Source organism: Mesorhizobium erdmanii, from assembly GCF_013170725.1.
Lineage (GTDB): Bacteria > Pseudomonadota > Alphaproteobacteria > Rhizobiales > Rhizobiaceae > Mesorhizobium > Mesorhizobium erdmanii.
Genome location: NZ_CP033361.1, coordinates 216,113 through 236,875, shown reverse-complemented (window position 1 = coordinate 236,875; position 20,763 = coordinate 216,113). Strand labels below are relative to the sequence as shown.

Genomic DNA, 20,763 nt, shown 5'->3' with positions numbered 1-20,763 from the left:
AAGGTTGTGATGACCATTAACATCAACAACAAAGAGGCAGACAGCCTGACGCGTGCCTTTGCCAAGATCGAAGGCGTTGGCCTCACTGAGGCCATCGTAATCGCCATGCGCGAGGCTCTGCAGAGCAGACGCAACCGCGAGACACCATTGGAAACGGCGGCACGGCTCAGAGCTGAATTCGGAATTGAGTTGAGCGAACAGGCGCGCAAACCACTGCCGCGCTCCGTCTATGACGAATTGTCTGGCGAAGACTGATGTTTGTCGACGCGGCCGCTATCGTCGCGATGCTCAGCCATGAGGCCGAGGCCCAGCGCTGCGCGCAGGCGGTCATGGAAGCAACGGCTCCGTTCACGTCGGCAATCGCCGTCTGGGAAGCGGCAATGGCGCTTTCGCGATCCGAAAAGCTAGCAGTACCGGTCGAAGTGAGCCTCAAGATAGTCAGTCGGTTTCTCGAAGAGCGGGCTATCGCCTTGCGGGAGCTTCCGCCTGCCTCTGACGCAACGTCGTTGTCCCTTGAGGCTGCATCGCGGTTTCGCAATAACGCCATCCGGCTGAACTTGGCGGACTGTTTTCACTACGCGTGCGCGCGCTACTACGCCGTTCCGATGCTCTCGACTGCCGATGAATTCCGGCTTACGGATCTGGAGACTGTTCCTTAGGCGCCGGCGCCCCCTTGCGCCCGATATTGCGCCGGATCATGCCGAAATCGGCGCCTCCGGTGGCAAACGCGGTGACGAAGTAGAGCAGCGCGCCGCCGGCCACCAGCGCCAGTACCGTCGTCGCCTTGACGACCAGCGGCGAGCCGGGGCCGATCCTTGCCGCGAAATGGTGCTCGGCGAAATACAGCGCCACGGCCATCACCGCGGCCGACAGCGCCAGCCGGGGAATGCGCTTCATGAGCGGCACGTCGCGGCCCCAATGGCCGCGCCGGATGAGCACGGCAAGCAGCATCAGCGCGTTGACCCAGCCGGCCACGGCCGAGGCGACCGCAATGCCGGGAGCACCCATCCTGGGGAACAGGGTCAGCGCGGTGGCGACGTTTACCGCGACCGAGATGGCGGCGAAGATCATTGGCGTGCGTGTATCCTCGCGGGCGAAATAGCCCGGGGTAAAGGCCTTGATCAGAACGAAGGCCGGCAAGCCCAGGCCGAAGATCGCCAGGATCGCCGCCACGGTCGGGGTCGAATGATTGGCGGCAAACGCGCCGCGCTCATAGACCAGCCGCACGATCGGCTCCGCCATCACCCAGAGCGCCGCCGCCGCCGGCAAGGTCATGAACAAGGTGAACTCGACCGAGCGGTTCTGCAGATTGGCGGCCTCGATGAGATTGCCCGATTTCAGCGCCCGCGACAGCTCGGGCAGCAGCACGATCGCGACCGCTACGCCGACTACACCGAGAGGCAGCTGATAGACGCGGTCGGCATAGGCGAGCGAGGACACGGCACTGTCCTGCGCCGACGCGATCGCGGTACCGATCAGCTGGTTGATCTGGGTGATGCCGCCGGTGATCGCCGCGGGCAGCGCCAGGATCAGCAGCCGCTTCACGTTCGGCGTCATCCTCGGGCGGCGAAAGCCGATCGCGATGCCGGCGTTGCGCACCGCCACCCAGACGATGGCGAGTTGCACGAGGCCTGCCGCCAGCACGCCCCAGGACAGGCTGAAGCCGACAGCATGGGCACCCAGCCCATGATACCAGGCGTAGCCGAGCACGCTGATCAGGATGATGTTGAGGAAAGCCGGGGCGATCGCCGCCGCGAAATAGCGGCGCAGCGAATTCAGCATGCCCGCCATCATGGCGGCAAGCGACATGCAGATGAGATAGGGAAACATGATCGTCGCCAGTGCGACGGTCGTCTCGAATTTGCCCGGCGTGTCGGCAAAGCCCGGCGCCACCAGGTAGCGCACGATGAGCGGCATCGCCAGTTCCATGGCGATGGTCAGCGCCAGCAGCGCCGTGAACAGAACGCCGAACACTTCTTCGGAAAAGCGCTTGGCGCCGTCGGTGCCATGCGTCTCGATCTCCTTGGCAAACAGCGGCACGAAGGCGGCGTTGAAGGCGCCTTCGGCGAACAGCCGGCGAAAGGTATTGGGGAACTGGAAGGCGGCGTTGAAGGCGTCGGCCACCGGTCCGGTGCCGAGCGCTGCCGCCATCAGCATCTCGCGGCCAAAACCGAGCGCGCGGCTCATCAGCGTGCCGGAAGCGACAGTGGCGAATTTCTTGACGAGGCTCATGCGTTTGGGGACTGCCTGCACGATTGGGACGAAGGGGTGATGGATCTCACTCGGCGGCCGCCTTGCTCCTGCCGCCGCGTTCGGGCGCTGTGCCGTCGAGCGTTGCTGTCAGCCGGTTGCGGATGGTGGTGATGCGCGAAGGGCTGTCGATCTTCTGACCGGTGAGATCGTTGACGTAGAAGGTGTCGATGACCTTCTCGCCGAACGTTGTGATGTGTGCCGAGGCGATGTCGAGCGACAGGTCGGACAGCGTGCCGGTGATCTCCGACAGCAGGCCCGGGCGGTCGAGCCCCTCGACCTCGATGACCGAAAACCGGTTCGACAGCGTGTTGCGGATTTCGGCGCGCGGCGGAATCTTGAACACCTTGGCGCCGCGCTTGGGCTTGGCGCGCTTCTCGATCATCTCTGGCAGCCAGCTCTTGCCCGACAGCACGTCCTCGATCAGCCGGCCGACGCGCTCGGCGCGCCTGCGCTCATCCTCGTCGCGGTCGAATTCCCGTGAGATCAGGATGGTGTCCAGGGCGCGGCCATCCGATGTGGTGAAGATCTGCGCGTCGACGATGTTGCCGCCGGCCCCGGCGCATGCCCCGGCAATGACCGAGAGAAGACGGGGATGGTCCTGCGCCAGCACGGTGATCTCGGTAACGCCCTCGAACTGGTGTGTCTTGACCATCGTGGCGAGCCTGTTGCCGGCCGCGTCCGCCTCGCGGATGAACTCGGCGTGGCGAAGCTGGTCCGGCAGGTCGACGGTCAGCAAATAGTTCTCGTAATGCAGGCCGACATAGCGCTTGCGTGCCTTGTCGGGCCAGTCGGCGAGCGCTTCGGCCAGGCGTTCGCGTGCCGCCGCCGTGCGCTGGGCGCGCGACACTTCCGAAAAGCCGCCGGTCAGGAGCAGTTCGGTCTCGTAATAGAGCGTGCGCAGCAGTTGGCCCTTCCAGCCATTCCACACACCCGGGCCGACGCCCCTGATGTCGCAGACGGTGAGGATCAAGAGCAGCTTCAGCCGCTCGACCGACTGCACGATCGCTGCGAAATCCTCGATCGTCTTGCGGTCGTTGAGATCGCGGGTCTGCGCCGTCATCGACATCACCAGGTGGTTCTCGACCAGCCAGGCGACCGTCTCGGTATCGGCCGGGGAAAGCCCCATATGCGGACAGATGCGGCGTGCGATCCGCGCGCCGGCCTCGGAGTGATCCTCCAGCCTGCCCTTGGCGATGTCGTGCAGCAGCACGGCGACATAGAGCGCCTCGCGGCTCTTCCTCAGGCCCGGCATCAGCGAATGCGACAGCGGATGCACTTTCTCGCCGTCGCCGCGTTCGATCTCGGCCAGCACTCCGATGCAGCGGATCAGGTGCTCGTCCACCGTATAGTGGTGGTACATCGAGAACTGCATCATGGCGACGATCTTGCCGAAGTCGGGGATCAGTTTGCCCAGTAGCCCAGCCTCGTTCATGCGCCGCAGATTGAGCTCGGCATTGCGGTCCGAGGTCAGGATATCGAGAAACAGCCGGTTGGCTTCCTCGTCGCGCCGCAGCGACTTGTTGACCAGGCCGAGCGAGCGGGTGAGCAGCTTCAGCGCGTCCGGGTGGAATTCCAGCCCGTGCTTGTCGGCGAACCAGAACAGCCGGAGCAGATTGACCGGATCGCGTTCGAACACCTGGTCGTCGGCGATGTTGATGCGGTGATTGTCGACGATGAAATCGGACGTGCCGGCAAGCTTGCGCTTGCGGCGCTGGAAGGTGAGGAAGATGCGGTTGAAGCCCGGCACGTGCTTGGCCTGCTCCTCCTCCAGCGCGGCGCAGAAGATGCGGGTCAGGTCGCCGACATCCTTGGCGACGAGGAAGTAGTGCTTCATGAAGCGTTCGACGGCCGACAGGCCGGGATGCGTGGTGTAACCCAGTCGCTCCGCGATCTCGCGCTGAATGTCGAAATGCAGCCGCTCCTCGGCCTTGCCGGTGAGGAAATGCATGTGGCAGCGTACCGCCCACAGAAAATCCTCGGCCTTCTGGAATTCACGGTACTCGGCCTCGGTGAAGACGCCCTTCTCGACCAGTTCCTCGCCGGTGCGCACCCGGTAGAAGTACTTGCCGATCCAGAACAGCGTCTGCAGGTCGCGCAGGCCGCCCTTGCCGTCCTTGACGTTGGGTTCGACCAGATAGCGGCTTTCGCCGGCCTTGGCATGGCGCTCGTCGCGTTCGGCGAGCTTGGCCTGGACATATTCCGGGCCGGTTGTGCGCACCACCTCGTGGTCGAAGCGCAACATCAGCTCGTCATAGAGCTTGCGTTCTCCCCACAGGAAGCGCGCTTCCAGGATCGAGGTGCGGATGGTGATGTCGGTGCGTGACAGCCGCAGGCACTCGTCGATGTTGCGGGTGGCGTGGCCGACCTTCAAGCCAAGATCCCACAGCATGTAGAGCATGTATTCGACGGTCTGCTCACCCCACGGCGTCTGCTTGTAGGGCAAGAGGAACAGGAGGTCGATGTCGGAGCCCGGCGCCAGCGTGCCGCGCCCATAGCCGCCGACCGCGACGACGGCCATGCGTTCGGCCGACGAACGGTTCTTCACCTGGTAGACATGCGTCGCCGCGAAATCGTAAAGCGTCCGGATCAGCTCATCCATCAGATGTGACAGCCGCTCGGCACAGGCATTGCCGCCGCCATCTTGCCTCAGCATGGCCTCGGCGATCTTCCGGCCTTCGGCAAGCCGGCCCTTGAGAAGCTGCAGAACGCCGGCGCGGGCGGCCGGTCCGGAACCGTCGCCGGCGGTGGCCGTCGTCAGCGCGGTCATCTCGCGGCGCAAGGCGTCGCCGTCGATCAGTTCATCGAGCTTCAGGGATATTTTCGCCATAGGTACCGGTTGGCCTTGCCATTTCGGCGGCGTCTATAGCGCGTTTTCGCGGCGCTGTGTATGGGGCCGGCCGACAGCCCGGCAAGCGGCCTGAAGCAATTCCAGGAAAGGTGTGAAAACCGCCTTTCCCGGGAAAGGCGAGTTACGCTTTCCCTTGGAAGTGCGTCAAGAGCAAGAGATCGGGCGGTTCGGCGACACCTTGAAACGATGCCCCGCTAGTCCGTTGCCTCGATCGGATCGAGAGGCACGACGATCTGTCGTCGGAATCTGCAGAAGTCGGCGATCCACCGTATGGTACGTCCGGCCTCTCTTGTGATTCTCACGGTTGTCGGCTTCCTGCGTCGTGTCATAAGCCCACTCGCGGTTCGCGCGGCATCCCGTTCCTGATCAAGCAGGCTTGGCAGCCTGTCGGCAACGAACTGGTCCTGCGCGCACAAGGCGGGAACAAGTTGGTAGACAGTCTTGCTGGCTGACAGGATGGGGTCGAAGATGAGATCATCGACAGCTATGTTGATCTGCGCGGTCGCTTCCAGAAAGTCGCGTGCCGTTTGCCGCGAAAGGAGATAACCCCCGGCCCCCGGATGGCCCTTGCGGAGCCGGACCACGGAAAAACCGTTGCCGGCAGCGCTCCTCCTTCTCTGGATTACGGTTCTGGAGAAGAACGTCTCGAGCTTCACGACATCCGCGTCTGCCGGCACCCAACTGGTATTGCTCAGCAAAGCCCCCGCCTTGCCGGAGAAGACCATATCGTCTTCGAACACAGCGCCGTACGGGGCATCGTCCTGGGCAATGATCGTCCAGCAGGCACGATGGCTGTGCAGGCAGGCGATCTCGCTGCCGGAAAGCGGCCGTATGGCGTGAATCGCGTGCTGTGGCTGCAGTGCCAGGTCGGGATATTGCTTTGAATCGATCCCCGCGACTCGCTGGAACCCGATGTTGATACGGGCAAACTCCGCTGTCATGTGGGCAAGCCGTTCGGGGGACCGATCGAGATTGATGACCAGACGCTTCATTGGTCGCTTGCCTCGATCGGGCTGAGGGGGACGACAATCTGTCGCCGGAACCTGCAGAAGTCGGCAATCCACCGCGCAGTCCGCCGGACCTCTCTCCTGACTCGCGCCGTGACCGGCTTCCTGCGCTTATTCGCAAGTCCGCTGGCAACCCACTCGGCGTCCCGTTCCTGCGCAAGCAAACTGGGCAACTTGGCGCCGACGAAGTGTTCCTGCGCGCACAGGGCTGGAACCAGCTGGTATATCGTCTTGTCGATCGATGTTGCGAACGCGGGATCGAAAATGAGATTGTCCACTGCCACGTTGACCCCCTCGGTTGCCAGGAGAAGGTCGCGGGCAGCTTGCCTGGAGAGCAGGTAACCTCCGGCTCCTATATGGTTCTTGCGCAGTCTGAACATGGAAAACCCGTTGCCGACGCAAACCCTTTCCCTCTGGATTACTGTGGTGTGGAAGAATGTCTCGAGCTTGACGACGTCGGCATCGGCCGGGATCCAGTTGGTATCGGCAAGCAGCGCACCGGCTCTGGCCGAAAACACCATGTCGTCCTCGAAGACGGCGCCATAGGGTGCCTCGTCTTGCGCAATGATGGTCCAGCAGGCGCGATGGCTGTGCAGGCACGCGATCTCACTGCCGGACAAACGCTGTATGGCGTACAGTGGATGCTGGCGTTGCAGCATCAGGTCTGGATGCTGCCTTGCATCGATTGCCGCCACCCGATCGAACCCGATGCCGATGCGGGCAAACTCCGCTGTCATGTGGGCAAGCCGCTCGGGGGACCGATCGAGATTGATGACCAGACGCTTCATTATTTAACAAGTCACTATTTCACAAGGATAATGGCTGGGCTCTAGCACAGGTATAGGCAGTGTTTGCCGACTTTTTTGGGGGAGAATTTTTGCGGCAATGAAATGAGAAGAGCCAATACGAATTTTTACAATAAGTCAATCAAAATCAATTCAATTGTCTGGGAATGCAAAAGATTTCTATCTCTGCCTCATCAAGCACAAAGGGAAGGGTGAAGCAGAACCAAAATCTGTACTTATACTGGCGAAGTTTCCGGAGATTTTCTGCCGTGGGGGCTGGTTGGCCTTGCTTTCGGACGGCCTAAAACGCGTTCTCGCTGCCGGGGATGGCCCGGCGAGAAATCTATTCTTTCGCCGCGGGCGGATCGAGAGGGACGACTGTGTAGCGCCGCCCCCTGCCATGGTCGATGATCCATTCGACGACGCGTCTGGTCTCCCTCCTTATTTTCTCGGTGACGGGCCTTCTGCGTTTGATGGTCAGCCCGCTCGCGACCCATTCGGCGTTCCGTCCCTCGACAAGCAAACTTGGCAGTCTGCCGCCGACGAACTGATCCTGTGCGCAAAGCGCGGGCGCAAGCTGGTAGATCGTCTTTTCGCCTGACGTGGGGAACGCCGGATTGAAGACGAGATCATCGGCCGCCGCGCTGACCTGTGCCGTAACGTCGAGGAGGTCGCGCGCCATTTGCCTCGACAGGATATAGCCGGCAGTTCCGACGTGGTTCCCGCGCAGCCTGACCAAGGAAAAGCCGTGACCGACGGCGGTGCTTTTCCTCTGGGTCATGGTCTTAACGAAGAATGTTTCGAGCTTGACGGCATCCGCATCGGCCGGAATCCAGCTCACGTCGGCAAGCAGGGCACCGGCTTTCGCCGAGAACACGATGTCGTCCTCGAAGACGGCGCCATAAGCAGCGTCGTCCTGCGCGATGATCGACCAACAGGCGCGATGGCTGTGCATGCAGGCGATCTCGCTGTGGGACAGGCGCCGGATGGCGTACATCGCATGCTGCGGCTGCAGCATCAGGTCCGGATGTTGCCTCGCATCGACTGCCGCAACCCGCTCGAATCCGATGCCGATGCGGGCGAACTCCGCCGTTATATGAGCAAGGCGATCGGGAGATCGATCGAGATTGATAACCAGGCGCTTCATCGGCCAACGAAATCGCTATTTTGTGGTGGTTTCAGCGTCCTCCGGCTAACGCGGAAGCTGGCACGTATTCTACAGTGCGACGCTTGGTAATGGAGCCGCCAGCGATCCGTCAAGCGGTCTGCTCGTTTGCCCGGTCGAATCGAAGGGGACGACAATATGTCGCCGGAATCTGCAGAAATCGACGATCCACCGCTGGATTCGCCCAGCCTCTTTCAAGATCCTCGCGGTGGCCGGCCTTTTGCGTTTTACCGCAAGCTCGTCCACGGCACATAGGGCATCCCGTTCCCGGCCGAGAAGGCTCGGCAAGCGGTTTCCGACGAACTGGTCCTGTACGCACAGCGCAGGGACGAGCTGGTAGATTTTTTTGCTCGATGAACTTCGCAATGCCGGGGTGAAAATCAGATCATCGGCGGTGACATTGATCTTTTCGGTCGCTTCGAGGAGATCAAGGGCTGCTTGTCTGGAGATGATGTAGCCTCCGGTTCCCGGATGGTTCTTATAGAGCCTGGACGTTGAAAACCCGTGGCCGGCGGAGATGCTTCTGCGGTGGATCAGTGTCCTTTTGAAGTAGGTTTCGAGCTTGATGATATCGGCATCGGCCGGGATCCAGCCATCATCGGCAAGCAACGGGCCGGCATTTGCTGAAAAAACCACGTCGTCCTCGAAGATGGCGCCATAGCGGGCCTCGTCGCAAGCGAGGATCGACCAGCAGGCCCGGTGGCTGTGCAGGCAAGCGATCTCGCTGCCCAGCAAACGCCGGACCCCATATATCGGATGCTGCGGTTGTTGTGCGAGTTCAGGGTGGCTGCGAGCGTCGACCGCCGCGATCCGTTCGAACGCGGTGCCGATACGGGCGAACTCGGCAATCATATGGACAAGCCGATCCGGAGAGCGATCGAGGTTTATGACCAGGCACTTCATTGTCGGACAGAGTCCAGCGGCAAGGAGATCAGAGTAATATTAGAGGGCTTAACATTAGTGCGGGCGCGCGAGCGTGTATAGTTGCCAATCGGGCAATCCGCTGGCTGCCGAAATGCGAAAAATCAAAACAGCTCTTGACCTTCCAGTTACTGGAAGCACTACCTCCGTCCGATACAGAGGCATAGAGGCAATTTGGAATGACGCATTCAAACCATGATCAGCACGGCGATCATCACACACACGGCGCACATGGCGGCTGTTGCGCGCCGAAAGGCGCGGCCGTTGACGCGGGTGCTGTTTTGCGCGATCCGGTCTGCGGCATGACGGTGGATTCGGCCGCTGCCAAGCCGACATCGGAGTATGGCGGGCGCCTCTTCCATTTCTGTAGTGAAGGTTGCCGCACGAAATTCCAGGCCGAGCCGCAACAATACCTGACCGCCACCGACCCCGTCTGCGGCATGAGTGTTGACCGCTCGGCGGCGGAGCATTTTGTCCGCCATGAAGGCCAGGGTTTCTATTTCTGCTCAGCCGGCTGCAAGGCGAAGTTCGAGGCGGACCCGCTGAAATATCTGGGGGACCGGCCCGCGCCCCAGCCGATGCCCAAGGGAACCCAATACACCTGCCCGATGCACCCGGAGATCATCCGCGACAAGCCCGGCTCATGCCCGATCTGCGGCATGGCGCTGGAGCCGATGGGCGTACCATCCGGCGATGAAGGGCCAAATCCCGAGCTGGTCGACTTCACCAGGCGGTTCTGGGTCAGCGCGGCTTTGTCGATCCCGCTTCTGATCATCGCCATGGCCCCGATGGTCGGCCTAAGCTTCGAAAACCTGGTCAGCGATCGGACGAAAAGCTGGGCGGAGTTGGCGTTGGCAAGCCCGGTGGTGCTCTGGGCCGCCTTTCCCTTCTTCCACCGCGGCTGGGACTCGGTCCTCAACCGCAGCCCCAACATGTGGACGCTGATTTCGCTGGGGGTTGGCGCTGCCTATCTCTACAGCATCGTCGCCACACTTTTCCCCGACATCTTCCCGCATCAGTTCCGCGGCCATGGCGGCGCGGTGCCGGTGTACTTCGAGGCTGCCGCCGTCATTGTCGCGCTGGTCTTCCTTGGCCAGGTGCTGGAACTACGCGCCCGTGAAAAGACCGGATCGGCGATCCGCGCCCTGCTCGATCTGGCGCCGAAGACCGCGCGGCGTATCGCCGAGGACGGTTCGGAAACCGATGTGCCGCTGGACAGCGTCAAGGCCGGGGATCGCCTGCGCATCCGGCCCGGAAATGCGGTGCCGGTTGACGGCACGGTGCTCGAAGGCCGCTCTTCCATCGACGAATCGATGATCACGGGTGAGCCGCTTCCGGTCGAAAAGGTCGAGGGCGACACCCTCACCGGCGGCACGCTCAACAAGAACGGCTCGCTGATCATGCGCGCCGAACGGATCGGCGCCGAGACCACGCTGGCGCGCATCGTCGAACTTGTCGCAAAGGCGCAGCGCTCGCGCGCGCCGATTCAAGGTCTGGCCGATCGCGTTTCCTTCTACTTTGTTCCGGCCGTCGTCCTCGTCGCGATCACGGCGTTCGTCGTCTGGGCGATTTTCGGCCCGGAGCCCAGCCTGATTTTCGCCATCGTCTCGGCGGTCTCGGTGCTGATCATCGCCTGTCCCTGCGCGCTCGGCCTCGCCACGCCGATGTCGATCATGACCGCCACCGGGCGCGGGGCGCATGCCGGCGTGCTGATCAAGGAAGCCGCCGCGCTCGAACGCTTCGCCTCGGTCGATACGCTGATCGTCGACAAGACCGGCACGCTGACCGAGGGCCGGCCGAAGCTGACGGATGTTATCGCGGCAAACGGCTTTCCCGAAGACGAATTGCTGGGGCTCGCCGCAAGCCTGGAGAAGGGGTCGGAGCATCCGCTGGCCGAGGCCATCGTCGAGGGCGCTGCCGCGCGCGGTGTAGCCATCACCGATGCCAGCGGTTTCGAGGCAGTCACCGGCAAGGGCGTTTCCGGCACGGTTTCGGGCAAGACTGTCGCGCTCGGCAATGCCGCGATGATGCGCGATCTCGGCATCGACGTCTCCACCCTTTCGCCCAATGCGGAAACGCTGCAGGGCGATGGCAAGACGGCGATGTTCGTGGCTGCCGACGGCAAGCTGGCCGGCATCGTCGCCGTCGCCGATCCTGTCAAGGCGACCGCTGCCGAAGCAATCAAGGCGCTGCATGACAGCGGCCTGAGGATCATCATGGCGACCGGTGACAACGAGCGCACGGCGAACGCAATCGCCAAAAGCCTCGGCATCGACGAGGTTCGCGCCGGACTGTTGCCGGAACAGAAGGCAGCCCTTGTCGAGGAACTGCGCGCAAAACGCGCCGGGGTCGCCATGGCCGGAGACGGCGTCAACGATGCGCCGGCCCTGGCCAGCGCCGATGTCGGCATCGCTATGGGCACCGGCGCCGATGTGGCGGTCGAAAGCGCAGGCATCACCCTGGTCAAAGGCGATCTCAATGGCATCGTGAGGGCACGCACGTTGGCCCAGGCGACGATAGGCAACATCCGCCAGAACCTGTTCTTCGCCTTCCTCTACAACATGCTCGGCGTGCCGGTCGCCGCCGGTGTGCTCTATCCGCTCACCGGCATGCTTCTGTCGCCGATGCTGGCGGCGGCGGCGATGAGCCTGTCCTCGGTCTCGGTCATCGCCAACGCATTGCGGCTGAGGACGTTGAAACTCTGATCCAAACCCCCAAATACGACACCCAAGCAACAGGAGACCATGAATGACCTTGGCCAAGAAACTCGTGCTTTTGCTGATGGCGGCCGGAATGCTGCTCGCCGTCTTCCTCGAAAGCGTTCCGGCGCAGAGCGAAGAGATGAAACACGACATGGCTGGCATGTCGATGGACGCGACTAGTCCTTCGACCGAAGGCTACAAGGCGGCGATGGACAAGATGCATGCCGACATGATGGCGTCCCAATACACCGGCAATGCCGACGTCGACTTCGTCCGCGGCATGATCCCGCACCATCAGGGCGCCATCGACATGGCCAAGGTCGAGCTTGCCAATGGCAAGGACCCGGAAATCCGCAAGCTCGCCGAAGGCGTCATCGCCGCCCAGGAAGCCGAGATCAAGCAGATGCAGGACTGGCTTGCCGCTCATCCGGTGAAGTGATCGCCGCCGACGGCTTCGATCTGGATTTCTCCCGGCGATTGTGTTGCGATGCCTTTCGACCGCGCCGGGATTCTCTTATGCCATCAACGATAAGAACCACCAGACTGCCTTCTGGCGAAGCCGTCCAGGTGCTCGGCCAAGGCACCTGGAAGATGGGCGAGAATGCCGGTCGTCGTACCGATGAGGTCAACGCCCTGAAGCTCGGCCTCGACCTCGGCATCACGCTGATCGATACCGCCGAAATGTATGCCAGCGGCGGCGCCGAGGAGGTGGTGGCGCAAGCCATTGCCGGACGCCGCGCCGAGACCTTCCTGGTTTCGAAAGTGCTGCCGTCCAACGCCTCGCGCGCGGGCGTGGAGCGCGCCTGCGAAAACAGCTTGATGCGGCTCGCCACCGACCGCATCGACCTCTACCTCCTGCATTGGCCGGGCAGCGTGCCGCTGTTGGAGACGGTCGAGGGCTTCGAGGCCTTGAAGAAGGCCGGCAAGATCCGCCACTGGGGCGTCAGCAATTTCGACACCGAGGAAATGGAGGACCTGGCCGGCTTGCCCGATGGCGGCCACGTCCAGACCAACCAGGTACTCTACAATCTGGTCCGGCGCGGCCTCGAATTCGATCTGGCGCCCTGGAGCCGGAAGCGCGGCATCCCCTTGATGGCCTATTCGCCGGTCGAGCAGGGCGCATTGGCGCGCAATGCCAGGCTCGATGCCGTCGCCGCCCGCCACAATGCCACGGCGGCACAAATCGCCCTGGCCTGGGTGATGCACCAGGAGGGCGTCATCGCCATCCCCAAGGCCAGCAGCCAGGAGCATGTCCGCCAGAATTTTGCCGCGCTGGACATAAAGCTTACGTCGCAGGATCTCGCCGAACTCGACCGTGCATTCCCGCCGCCCACGCGCAAACGCGGACTGGAAATGATCTGACCCGCGGTGACGCTGCCAATCTCCCCACGAGGCGAGGAGATTGGAAGTTCCGGCGCCGCCGTCCGGATTGCAAAGCTACTTCCCCGCCAGCCCTTTCAGCCGGTAAAGCGCCTCCAGCGCCTCGCGTGGCGTCATCTCGTCGGGGTTGATGTCGCCGAGCGCGGCACCCAGCGCGTCGTTCTTCACCGGCTTGGGCGCTTCGCGCTTCACGGCGACCGAAAACAGCGGCAGGTCGTCGACCAGCCGGTTGGCCTTGCCGGAAACCTCGCCTTCCTCCAACTGGTGCAGCACCTGCTTGGCGCGGTCGACCACCGCTTCCGGCAGGCCGGCCAGCCGCGCTACCTGGACGCCGTAGGAGCGGTCGGCCGCACCTTTGCCGACCTCGTGCAGGAAGACGACGTCGCCTTCCCATTCCTTGACCCGCATGGTGACGTTGGACAGCCGCGCCAGCTTGCCGGCAAGCGAGGTCATCTCGTGGAAATGGGTGGCGAAGATCGCCCGGCAGCGGTTCTTCTCATGCAAATATTCCACGGCCGCCCAGGCGATCGACAGACCGTCGAATGTGGCGGTGCCGCGGCCGATCTCGTCGAGGATCACCAGTGCCCGCTCGCCGGCCTGGTTGAGAATGGCAGCCGTTTCGACCATCTCGACCATGAAGGTCGAGCGGCCGCGCGCCAGATCGTCCGAGGCACCGACGCGCGAGAACAGCCTGTCGACGACGCCGACATGGGCCGATGCGGCCGGCACGAAAGAGCCGGTCTGGGCAAGGATGGCAATAAGGGCGTTTTGCCTGAGGAAGGTAGATTTACCGCCCATGTTGGGGCCGGTCAGCAGCCAGATGGCGCCATTCTTGGCACTTCCCTCCGGCGAGAGGTCGCAATCATTGGCGACGAAGGGGCCTTCGCCCGAACGGCGCAACGCCTGTTCGACCACTGGATGGCGGCCGCCTGATATCTCGAAGGCAAGGCTTGAATCCACCAGCGGCCGGCACCAGGCTTCGCTTTCGGAGAGCAGGGCGAGCGCGGCAGACACATCGATTACCGCCAGCGCACCCGCGCCGGCGCGGATCGCGTCGGCCTCGCCGACCGCTTCCGCCGTCAGCGCATCGAAGGCCGCCAGTTCGATGCTCAGCGCCCGGTCGGCGGCATTGGCGATCTTGGTCTCGAGTTCGGCAAGCTCGGTCGTGGTGAAGCGCATGGCATTGGCCATGGTCTGGCGGTGGATGAAGCGCGCCTTGGCGCCATCGCTGCCGGTCATCACCGCATGGTGGTTGGCGGTCACTTCGATGTAGTAACCCAGCACATTGTTGTGCCGGATTTTCAGCGAGCGTATGCCGGTCTCCTCGATCAGCGAGCGCTCCAGCCCGGCGATCACTTTTCGCGACTCGTCACGCAACGCCCGCATCTCGTCGAGTTCGGGGTGGTAGCCGCCGCGCACGAAGCCGCCGTCGCGTTTGAGCAGCGGCAGTTCCTCGCCGAGCGCGTGCACCAGATGCCGGGCGAGCGCCTGGGGCAGCGCCTGGATAGCGGCCATTGCACCAGCCAATTCCTGGGGCAGGGCGGTGGCGGCGAAGATTTCGGCGATGGCGCCGGCAGCTTCGAAGCCGGCGCGCAGCGCGCCGAGGTCGCGCGGGCCGCCGCGGTTGAGCGCCAGCCTGGACAAGGCGCGCGGCATGTCGGCGACGCTCTTGAGGCTCGTCCGCACCGCCTGGCAAAGCCGCGTCTCGGATCGGAAGAACGACACCGAGTCGAGACGCGCACCGATCGCCGTCGGGTCGGTCAATGGCGCCATCAGCCGGTCGGCGAGCAGCCTGGCGCCGCCGCCGGTGACTGTGCGGTCGATAGCCTTGAACAGTGAGCCCTCGCGGCTTCCGGACAGCGTGCGCAAGAGTTCGAGATTGCCGCGCGTCGCCGGATCGATGAACAGCGTCGAGCCCTGTTCCTCGCGTTCGGGCCGCGACAGCGGCGGCCGCTCGGCCTTCTGCGTCTTCTCGACATAGGCGATGGCGCCAGAGATCGCCGACAGTTCTGCCCGCGAAAACGTACCGAAACTGTCCGGCGTCGCCACCTCGAAGAAGCGCGCGATGCGCCCCGTGGCCGATGCCGAATCGAACAGCGACGGCGGCTGCGGATTGGCGACGCGGCCGAGCACGTCGAACACCGGCCTCAGCTCGGAATCGTGAAACACCGGCTCGGCGACGATCAGCTCGCGCGGGTCGACGCGGAAAATGTCGGCCAGCAGCCGGTCGGCGGTGGTCTCCGCAACCCGGAAGGCGCCGGTCGAGATATCGATCCAGGCAATTGCAAAGCTGTGGTCGCTGCCGCCCTTCACCCGCCCCAGCGCCATCAGGAAGCTCGATTCCGACGGCGCCAGCAATTTGTCCTCGGTGATGGTGCCCGGTGTCACCAGCCGCACCACATCGCGGCGCACCACCGATTTCGAACCGCGCTTCTTGGCCTCGGCCGGATCCTCGATCTGCTCGCAGACGGCGACGCGGAACCCCTGGCCGATCAGCTTCTGCAGATAGTCGTCGGCCGCGTGCACCGGCACACCGCACATCGGGATGTCGTGGCCCTGGTGCTTGCCGCGCTTGGTCAGGACAATGCCCAGCGCCCGGCTTGCTTTTTCGGCATCGTCGAAGAACAGCTCGTAGAAATCGCCCATGCGGTAGAACAGCAGCGAATCCGGGTTCGCCGCCTTGATCTCGATGAACTGCTCCATCATCGGCGTCACGGCGGCGCCGGGCTGTGGCGGCGTCACCGCCTCGGGGGCGTCGGGCTCGTTCGGGCTGTGCATATTCATGCCGGCACGCTAGCAGATGTGACCATGGGGTTTAATGCCGGCGGCTCGAAAAGCAGGGGAAACAGCAAGCCAGAGCGATAGCCGTGGACCGCTGCATTGCCTCGGCTGGCGGGAGAGTGTCATTTGCCAATGTACTCGCTCCAATATATTAGCAAGATCTTGTGGATAGGGACGGTCAGGAAACTTTCGAGGAAATGGTCGGGCCGATCGACTCTGCGGTCGAGCGGCTCTGGCTGAAAGCGGCGTGGCAGACCGGCCAGAGGTTGGGCGCGCTGAGGCAATTGGCGGCCAAGCGGCTTCCTTTCGCGCTTCCTGCCACCGGTCCCTTGTCCGATCTCGACGGCGGCATGCAGGTTGCGATTTACGTGCTCAGCCACGATCCGCTTGTCCTCTACACGCCGATCGGCGGGCAGCGTCCCCTGAGCTCCGTCGCGGCAATCGGCCGGCGGTTTGCCAAGCGCCGCGCCACATTCCTGCTGATGCCGAGCTGGACGCTGGAGCGGCCGCACATCGTCGCCAAGATTGGCCGGGACCTCGCCTGGTACCGCGCCCGCTTTCCGCTGCACGAGCTGGTCTTTCTCTGCAACACCGAGGAGGAGCGTCGCCTGATCGCGGCGGTCGGCGGCATGGCGATCTTCTCAAATCACAATCTGATGGTTTCCGAGGATATCTTCCGGCCTTTGCCGGATGTTCCGGTCGAATTCGACGCCGTCTACAATGGCCGCATCTCGCACACCAAGCGGCACTATCTCGCCTTCGGCATAGAGCGCCTGCTCCATGTCACCTTTTCGATCGGCGAATTGCCGCTGGCCGGGGATCGCGCCTTCATCCGTCGCCTGCAGGCGCAGTCGCCAAGGCATTCCATTGCCAATCCGCTCGATGAGGGCCAGCCAGGATGGCTGTCGCCGCAGGAGGTCAATCGAGCCTACGCTCGCGCGGCGGTAGGGCTCTGTCTATCTCCAGCCGAAGGAGCGATGTGCTCCAGCATGGAGTACCTCATGGCCGGGTTGCCTGTCGTGAGCACGCCAAGTCTTGGCGGCCGCGACGTCTTTTTCGATCCGGATTACTGCATCATCGCCGAGCCGGATACGGCGGCGATCCGGCGTGCGGTCGAAACGCTGCGCGACCGCGCGATTGCGCGCGAGGAAATCCGCAACCGCACGATGGCGAAGGTGTGGCCGCAGCGGCGGGCGCTCATGGACTTTCTGTCGGCGCTGTTCGAGCGCATGGGAAGCGACCAGCCACCGCTTTCGCAATGGCCCTTTCCCGGCACCCGCACCTTGCGGCGCTGGACCGCGCTGCGCGAGCATGCGCGCGAAATCGCGGCATTGAAGCCTACGCCGTATGGCTCCTGAACGGCCGTCTCCGCATTGAAGCAGCTTTGCCGCGCTTGGCGGTTTACATGCAGCGGCGCGTGGTCTTAATTCATCATCTAAAAGGCGCCCACTTCAAGGAGGCGCGGCATTGGCGAGGAAATCAAAAGCATCATGGCCAGGAAAACCGAGACCAACGGTCCGTCCGTCAGCGCGCAGGAAGCGCTCGAATTCCACGCGATGGGCCGGCCCGGCAAGCTGGAGATCGTCGCCACCAAGCCGATGACGACGCAGCGCGATCTGAGCCTCGCCTATTCGCCGGGTGTCGCCGTGCCGGTGCGCGCCATCGCCGAAGACCCCAGCCGCGCCTTCGACTATACGACGCGCGGCAACATGGTCGCTGTCATCTCCAACGGCACCGCCATCCTCGGCCTCGGCAATCTCGGCGCGCTCGCCTCGAAGCCCGTCATGGAAGGCAAGGCGGTGCTGTTCAAGCGCTTCGCCGATGTCGATTCCATCGACCTCGAGGTCGACACCGAGGATGCCGACGAGTTCATCAATTGCGTGCGCTTCCTCGGCCCCTCCTTCGGCGGCATCAACCTTGAGGATATCAAGGCGCCGGAGTGCTTCATCATCGAGCAGCGCCTGCGCGAACTGATGGATATCCCTGTCTTCCACGACGACCAGCACGGCACCGCCATCATCTCGGCCGCCGGGCTGATCAACGCGCTGGAAATCACCGGCCGCGACATGAAGACCACCAAGATGGTCTGCAACGGCGCCGGCGCCGCCGGCATCGCCTGCATCGAACTGATGAAGGCGATGGGCTTCGCGCCCGAAAACATCATCCTGTGCGACACCAAGGGCGTCGTCTTCCAGGGCCGCACCGAAGGCATGAACCAGTGGAAGTCGGCGCATGCGGTCAAGACCGACACGCGCAGCCTCGCCGAGGCGCTCGACGGCGCCGATGTCTTCCTCGGTCTCTCGGCCAAGGGCGCGCTGACCACCGCCATGGTGCAGTCGATGGCCAAGAACCCGATCATCTTCGCCATGGCCAATCCGGATCCCGAGATAACGCCGGAGGAAGTGGCCGAGATCCGCACCGACGCCATCATGGCCACGGGGCGTTCTGATTACGCCAATCAGGTCAACAACGTGCTCGGCTTCCCCTATATCTTTCGCGGCGCGCTGGATGTGCGGGCGACCACCATCAACGACGACATGAAGATCGCCGCGGCGCGCGCGCTCGCCGAACTGGCGCGCCAGGACGTGCCCGACGACGTCGCCGCCGCCTATCAGGGCAACCGGCCGAAATTCGGGCCCAACTACATCATCCCGGTGCCGTTCGACCCGCGCCTGATCTCGGCCATTCCTCTTGCCGTGGCAAAGGCGGCGATGGAGTCCGGCGTCGCCCGCAAGCCGATCCTCGATCTCGATCGCTACGCGCAGGAACTGTCGGCGCGCCGCGACCCGATCGCCTCCACCTTGCAGCGCATCTACGACCGCGTCCGCCGCCAGCCCAAGCGCATCGTCTTCGCCGAGGGCGAGGAGGAGCAGGTGATGCGCGCCGCAGTCTCGTATGTGAACCAGCGGCTCGGCACCGCCATCCTGCTCGGCCGCGACGACGTCATCAAGGAAAACGCTAAGCACGCCGGCATCGATCTCAACAAGCAAGGCATCGAGATCATCAATGCAAGGCTGTCACGCCGCAACGGCATCTACACCGACTATCTCTATGAGCGCATGCAGCGCAAAGGCTTCCTGTTTCGCGACTGCCAGCGCCTGATCAACAACGACCGAAACCACTTCGCCGCCTGCATGGTGGCGCTGGGCGACGCAGACGGCATCGTCACCGGCGTCACCCGCAACTATTCGACAGCGCTCGACGACATCAGGCGCGTCATCGATGCCAAGCCCGGCCACCGCGTCATCGGCGTCTCGATCGTGCTGGCGAGGGGCAAGACGGTGCTGGTCGCCGACACCGCGGTGCACGACATGCCGAATGCCGAACAGATCGCCGACATCGCCGAGGAGGCGGCCGGCTTCGCCCGCCGCATGGGCTACGAGCCGAGGCTCGCCATGCTTGCGTACTCCACGTTCGGCCATCCGCAGGGCGAACGCTCGGAGCGCGTCCAGGAGGCCGTGCGCATCCTCGACAAGCGGCGCGTCGATTTCGAATATGACGGCGAAATGGCGGCCGACGTCGCGCTCAACGCCCGCGCCATGGCGCAGTACCCGTTCATAAGGCTTACCGGCCCGGCCAATGTGCTGATCATGCCGGCCTTCCACTCGGCCTCGATCTCGACCAAGATGCTGCAGGAGCTCGGCGGCTCGACGGTGATCGGCCCGCTGCTGGTCGGCCTGAACAAGCCAGTGCAGATCGTCTCGCTGAACGCCAAGGATAGCGATATCGTCAACATGGCGGCAATCGCGGCCTATTCGGCGGGGACTTGAGTAAATCCACACATGCCAGGTTCCGGACAAGCATGGCGCCGACCGGTTGATGTCCATCGGCAAAAAAGAGCGGCCGCAACCGGCGTCACCGCCAGCGAAACGACGCCGCAACGATCCTCCACCGGGCCTCGCCTTAGCAAGACAGCCTAACCATATAGAGGTGGCACAACAGCCCTCAGGCCAGCCCCATCGCCTGCTTGTGGCCGGCAATCTCCAACAGCAGCCATTCCCGGAACCGCCTGATTCCGGCCGAGCCGCGATGGCCCGGCTTCTGCTGCAGGCAGTAGCTTTCCGCAATGGTGTGGCGCTCCGGGAATGGCGCCACCAGCTGACCGCTGGCCAGCAGGTCCTGCGCCATGATGTTGTCGACCAGCGCCACGCCGCCGCCATTGACCGCCTCGCGCACGGCCAGCGCCGGGTCATGGAAGATCGGACCGGATTTCGCGTCGACCCTGAGGCCTTCCAGTTCGAACCATTCCTCCCACCAGGCGGTGGTGTTTTCATGCAGCAGCCTCAGTCCGGCGAGATCGGCTGACGTTCTCGGCGCATGCGGGCCGGCAAGCAGGGCCGGCGCGCAGACGGGAAAGATCACCAGTGACACGAGTTGGATGGTGTCCGCATTGGCGGTCTCGGCGGTGAACAGCACGCGCAGATCGGCACTCGGATTGCCACCCCGGTTCTGATCGTCATGGATCGACACGTCGAGTTCGAAATCCGGGTTGGCCTGGCGAAAACGCGGCAGCCGGTCGGCGAGCCACAGGTTCATGAAAGTCGCGTTGATCGACAGCGAGGCGCGCCTGGCGGCAACGGGTCGGCCGTGGCTGCCCATCTCTTCGGTGGCGGCCTCGATCGACCTGAAGGCGGTTGAGAGCCGGCGGGCAAAGTGGCTGGCTTTCGGCACCAGTGTCACCTGGCGGATGCCGCGCTCGAACAGCTCCATGCCCAGCGCCTGTTCCAGCGAACGGATATGCCGGCTCACCGCCGAGGGCGTCAGCCGCAACTCGTCGGCGGCATCCTTGAAGCTGTGCAGGCGCGCCGCCGCTTCGAAAGCCCGGATCGCATTCAACGAAGGCAGCTTCATCGGCAGAGACAAAACTTGAGATGAGTTTTTGTCAAGTATGAGGAACAAAAATGCCGTTTGTCCAACCGTG

The 20,763-nt window shown here is 63.5% G+C and carries 15 protein-coding genes; 7 read left to right on the top strand and 8 right to left on the bottom strand.

The genetic code is table 11. The features are described 5' to 3' along the window. Positions 1 to 9: 9 nt before the first annotated feature. Together EB233_RS01090 and EB233_RS01085 are read left to right on the top strand one after the other, a co-directional pair. Positions 10 to 255, top strand: coding sequence for a type II toxin-antitoxin system VapB family antitoxin (locus EB233_RS01090; RefSeq protein ID WP_064990410.1), 246 nt, complete (start codon positions 10 to 12; stop codon positions 253 to 255). Next, positions 255 to 659 carry a type II toxin-antitoxin system VapC family toxin gene (locus EB233_RS01085; RefSeq protein ID WP_064990411.1) on the top strand — a complete coding sequence of 135 codons (405 nt, stop codon included), beginning with the start codon at positions 255 to 257 and terminating at the stop codon, positions 657 to 659. The genes EB233_RS01090 and EB233_RS01085 overlap by 1 nt, the downstream gene beginning before the upstream one ends. Here the strand turns inward: EB233_RS01085 and murJ are convergent. From murJ to EB233_RS01055, 6 genes are all read right to left on the bottom strand, one after another. After that, positions 634 to 2,232, bottom strand: a complete 1,599-nt coding sequence (gene murJ, locus EB233_RS01080; RefSeq protein WP_064990412.1) for a murein biosynthesis integral membrane protein MurJ — start codon at positions 2,230 to 2,232, stop codon at positions 634 to 636. The two genes, EB233_RS01085 and murJ, sit on opposite strands and share 26 nt — an antisense overlap. A gap of 46 nt (positions 2,233 to 2,278) precedes the next feature. Then, positions 2,279 to 5,080: a [protein-PII] uridylyltransferase gene (locus EB233_RS01075; RefSeq protein WP_064990413.1), complete on the bottom strand. Its 2,802-nt coding sequence runs from the start codon at positions 5,078 to 5,080 to the stop codon at positions 2,279 to 2,281. 215 nt (positions 5,081 to 5,295) lie between these two features. Next, entirely contained in the window at positions 5,296 to 6,093 is a 798-nt protein-coding gene (locus EB233_RS01070; protein WP_064990414.1) for a glycosyltransferase family 25 protein, read from the bottom strand. Then, positions 6,090 to 6,896, bottom strand: a complete 807-nt coding sequence (locus EB233_RS01065) for a glycosyltransferase family 25 protein (RefSeq protein ID WP_064990415.1) — start codon at positions 6,894 to 6,896, stop codon at positions 6,090 to 6,092. Before EB233_RS01065 ends, EB233_RS01070 begins: the two co-directional genes overlap by 4 nt. 340 nt (positions 6,897 to 7,236) lie before the next feature. Beyond that, positions 7,237 to 8,040, bottom strand: a complete 804-nt coding sequence (locus EB233_RS01060; RefSeq protein ID WP_064990416.1) for a glycosyltransferase family 25 protein — start codon at positions 8,038 to 8,040, stop codon at positions 7,237 to 7,239. A 69-nt stretch (positions 8,041 to 8,109) separates the two neighbouring features. Beyond that, positions 8,110 to 8,961 carry a glycosyltransferase family 25 protein gene (locus EB233_RS01055; protein WP_064990417.1) on the bottom strand — a complete coding sequence of 284 codons (852 nt, stop codon included), beginning with the start codon at positions 8,959 to 8,961 and terminating at the stop codon, positions 8,110 to 8,112. 197 nt (positions 8,962 to 9,158) lie between these two features. On the opposite strand from EB233_RS01055, the gene EB233_RS01050 reads away from it, so the two are divergent. From EB233_RS01050 to EB233_RS01040, 3 genes are all read left to right on the top strand, one after another. After that, positions 9,159 to 11,684, top strand: coding sequence for a heavy metal translocating P-type ATPase (locus tag EB233_RS01050; protein ID WP_064990418.1), 2,526 nt, complete (start codon positions 9,159 to 9,161; stop codon positions 11,682 to 11,684). Positions 11,685 to 11,727: 43 nt separating this feature from the next. Next, the gene (gene copM, locus EB233_RS01045) at positions 11,728 to 12,120 is read left to right on the top strand and encodes a CopM family metallochaperone (protein WP_027052650.1); all 393 of its coding nucleotides are present in this window, start codon (positions 11,728 to 11,730) and stop codon (positions 12,118 to 12,120) included. A gap of 77 nt (positions 12,121 to 12,197) precedes the next feature. Then, the gene (locus EB233_RS01040) at positions 12,198 to 13,043 is read left to right on the top strand and encodes an aldo/keto reductase (RefSeq protein ID WP_064990419.1); all 846 of its coding nucleotides are present in this window, start codon (positions 12,198 to 12,200) and stop codon (positions 13,041 to 13,043) included. A gap of 75 nt (positions 13,044 to 13,118) precedes the next feature. Here the strand turns inward: EB233_RS01040 and mutS are convergent, their stop codons facing one another. Further along, positions 13,119 to 15,845: a DNA mismatch repair protein MutS gene (gene mutS / locus EB233_RS01035; protein ID WP_064990420.1), complete on the bottom strand. Its 2,727-nt coding sequence runs from the start codon at positions 15,843 to 15,845 to the stop codon at positions 13,119 to 13,121. Between the two features lie 194 nt (positions 15,846 to 16,039). On the opposite strand from mutS, the gene EB233_RS01030 reads away from it, so the two are divergent. Together EB233_RS01030 and EB233_RS01025 are read left to right on the top strand one after the other, a co-directional pair. Then, complete coding sequence (locus EB233_RS01030; protein ID WP_244277711.1) at positions 16,040 to 17,200, top strand: glycosyltransferase family protein; 1,161 nt, start codon at positions 16,040 to 16,042, stop codon at positions 17,198 to 17,200. Positions 17,201 to 17,332: 132 nt separating this feature from the next. Then, positions 17,333 to 19,612, top strand: a complete 2,280-nt coding sequence (locus tag EB233_RS01025) for an NADP-dependent malic enzyme (RefSeq protein WP_064990422.1) — start codon at positions 17,333 to 17,335, stop codon at positions 19,610 to 19,612. A 175-nt stretch (positions 19,613 to 19,787) separates the two neighbouring features. Here the strand turns inward: EB233_RS01025 and EB233_RS01020 are convergent, their stop codons facing one another. After that, a complete protein-coding gene (locus EB233_RS01020) occupies positions 19,788 to 20,693 on the bottom strand; it encodes a LysR substrate-binding domain-containing protein (RefSeq protein ID WP_064990423.1) in 906 nt (301 codons plus the stop codon). Positions 20,694 to 20,763 lie beyond the last annotated feature (70 nt).

Bases quoted from the DNA above. Each gene is read 5' to 3' on its own strand.
- EB233_RS01090 (WP_064990410.1), top strand. From the start codon at position 10: ATGACCATTAACATCAACAACAAAGAGGCAGACAGCCTGACGCGTGCC.
- EB233_RS01085 (WP_064990411.1), top strand. From the start codon at position 255: ATGTTTGTCGACGCGGCCGCTATCGTCGCGATGCTCAGCCATGAGGCC.
- murJ (WP_064990412.1), bottom strand. From the start codon at position 2,232: ATGAGCCTCGTCAAGAAATTCGCCACTGTCGCTTCCGGCACGCTGATG.
- EB233_RS01075 (WP_064990413.1), bottom strand. From the start codon at position 5,080: ATGGCGAAAATATCCCTGAAGCTCGATGAACTGATCGACGGCGACGCC.
- EB233_RS01070 (WP_064990414.1), bottom strand. From the start codon at position 6,093: ATGAAGCGTCTGGTCATCAATCTCGATCGGTCCCCCGAACGGCTTGCC.
- EB233_RS01065 (WP_064990415.1), bottom strand. From the start codon at position 6,896: ATGAAGCGTCTGGTCATCAATCTCGATCGGTCCCCCGAGCGGCTTGCC.
- EB233_RS01060 (WP_064990416.1), bottom strand. From the start codon at position 8,040: ATGAAGCGCCTGGTTATCAATCTCGATCGATCTCCCGATCGCCTTGCT.
- EB233_RS01055 (WP_064990417.1), bottom strand. From the start codon at position 8,961: ATGAAGTGCCTGGTCATAAACCTCGATCGCTCTCCGGATCGGCTTGTC.
- EB233_RS01050 (WP_064990418.1), top strand. From the start codon at position 9,159: ATGACGCATTCAAACCATGATCAGCACGGCGATCATCACACACACGGC.
- copM (WP_027052650.1), top strand. From the start codon at position 11,728: ATGACCTTGGCCAAGAAACTCGTGCTTTTGCTGATGGCGGCCGGAATG.
- EB233_RS01040 (WP_064990419.1), top strand. From the start codon at position 12,198: ATGCCATCAACGATAAGAACCACCAGACTGCCTTCTGGCGAAGCCGTC.
- mutS (WP_064990420.1), bottom strand. From the start codon at position 15,845: ATGAATATGCACAGCCCGAACGAGCCCGACGCCCCCGAGGCGGTGACG.
- EB233_RS01030 (WP_244277711.1), top strand. From the start codon at position 16,040: ATGGTCGGGCCGATCGACTCTGCGGTCGAGCGGCTCTGGCTGAAAGCG.
- EB233_RS01025 (WP_064990422.1), top strand. From the start codon at position 17,333: ATGGCCAGGAAAACCGAGACCAACGGTCCGTCCGTCAGCGCGCAGGAA.
- EB233_RS01020 (WP_064990423.1), bottom strand. From the start codon at position 20,693: ATGAAGCTGCCTTCGTTGAATGCGATCCGGGCTTTCGAAGCGGCGGCG.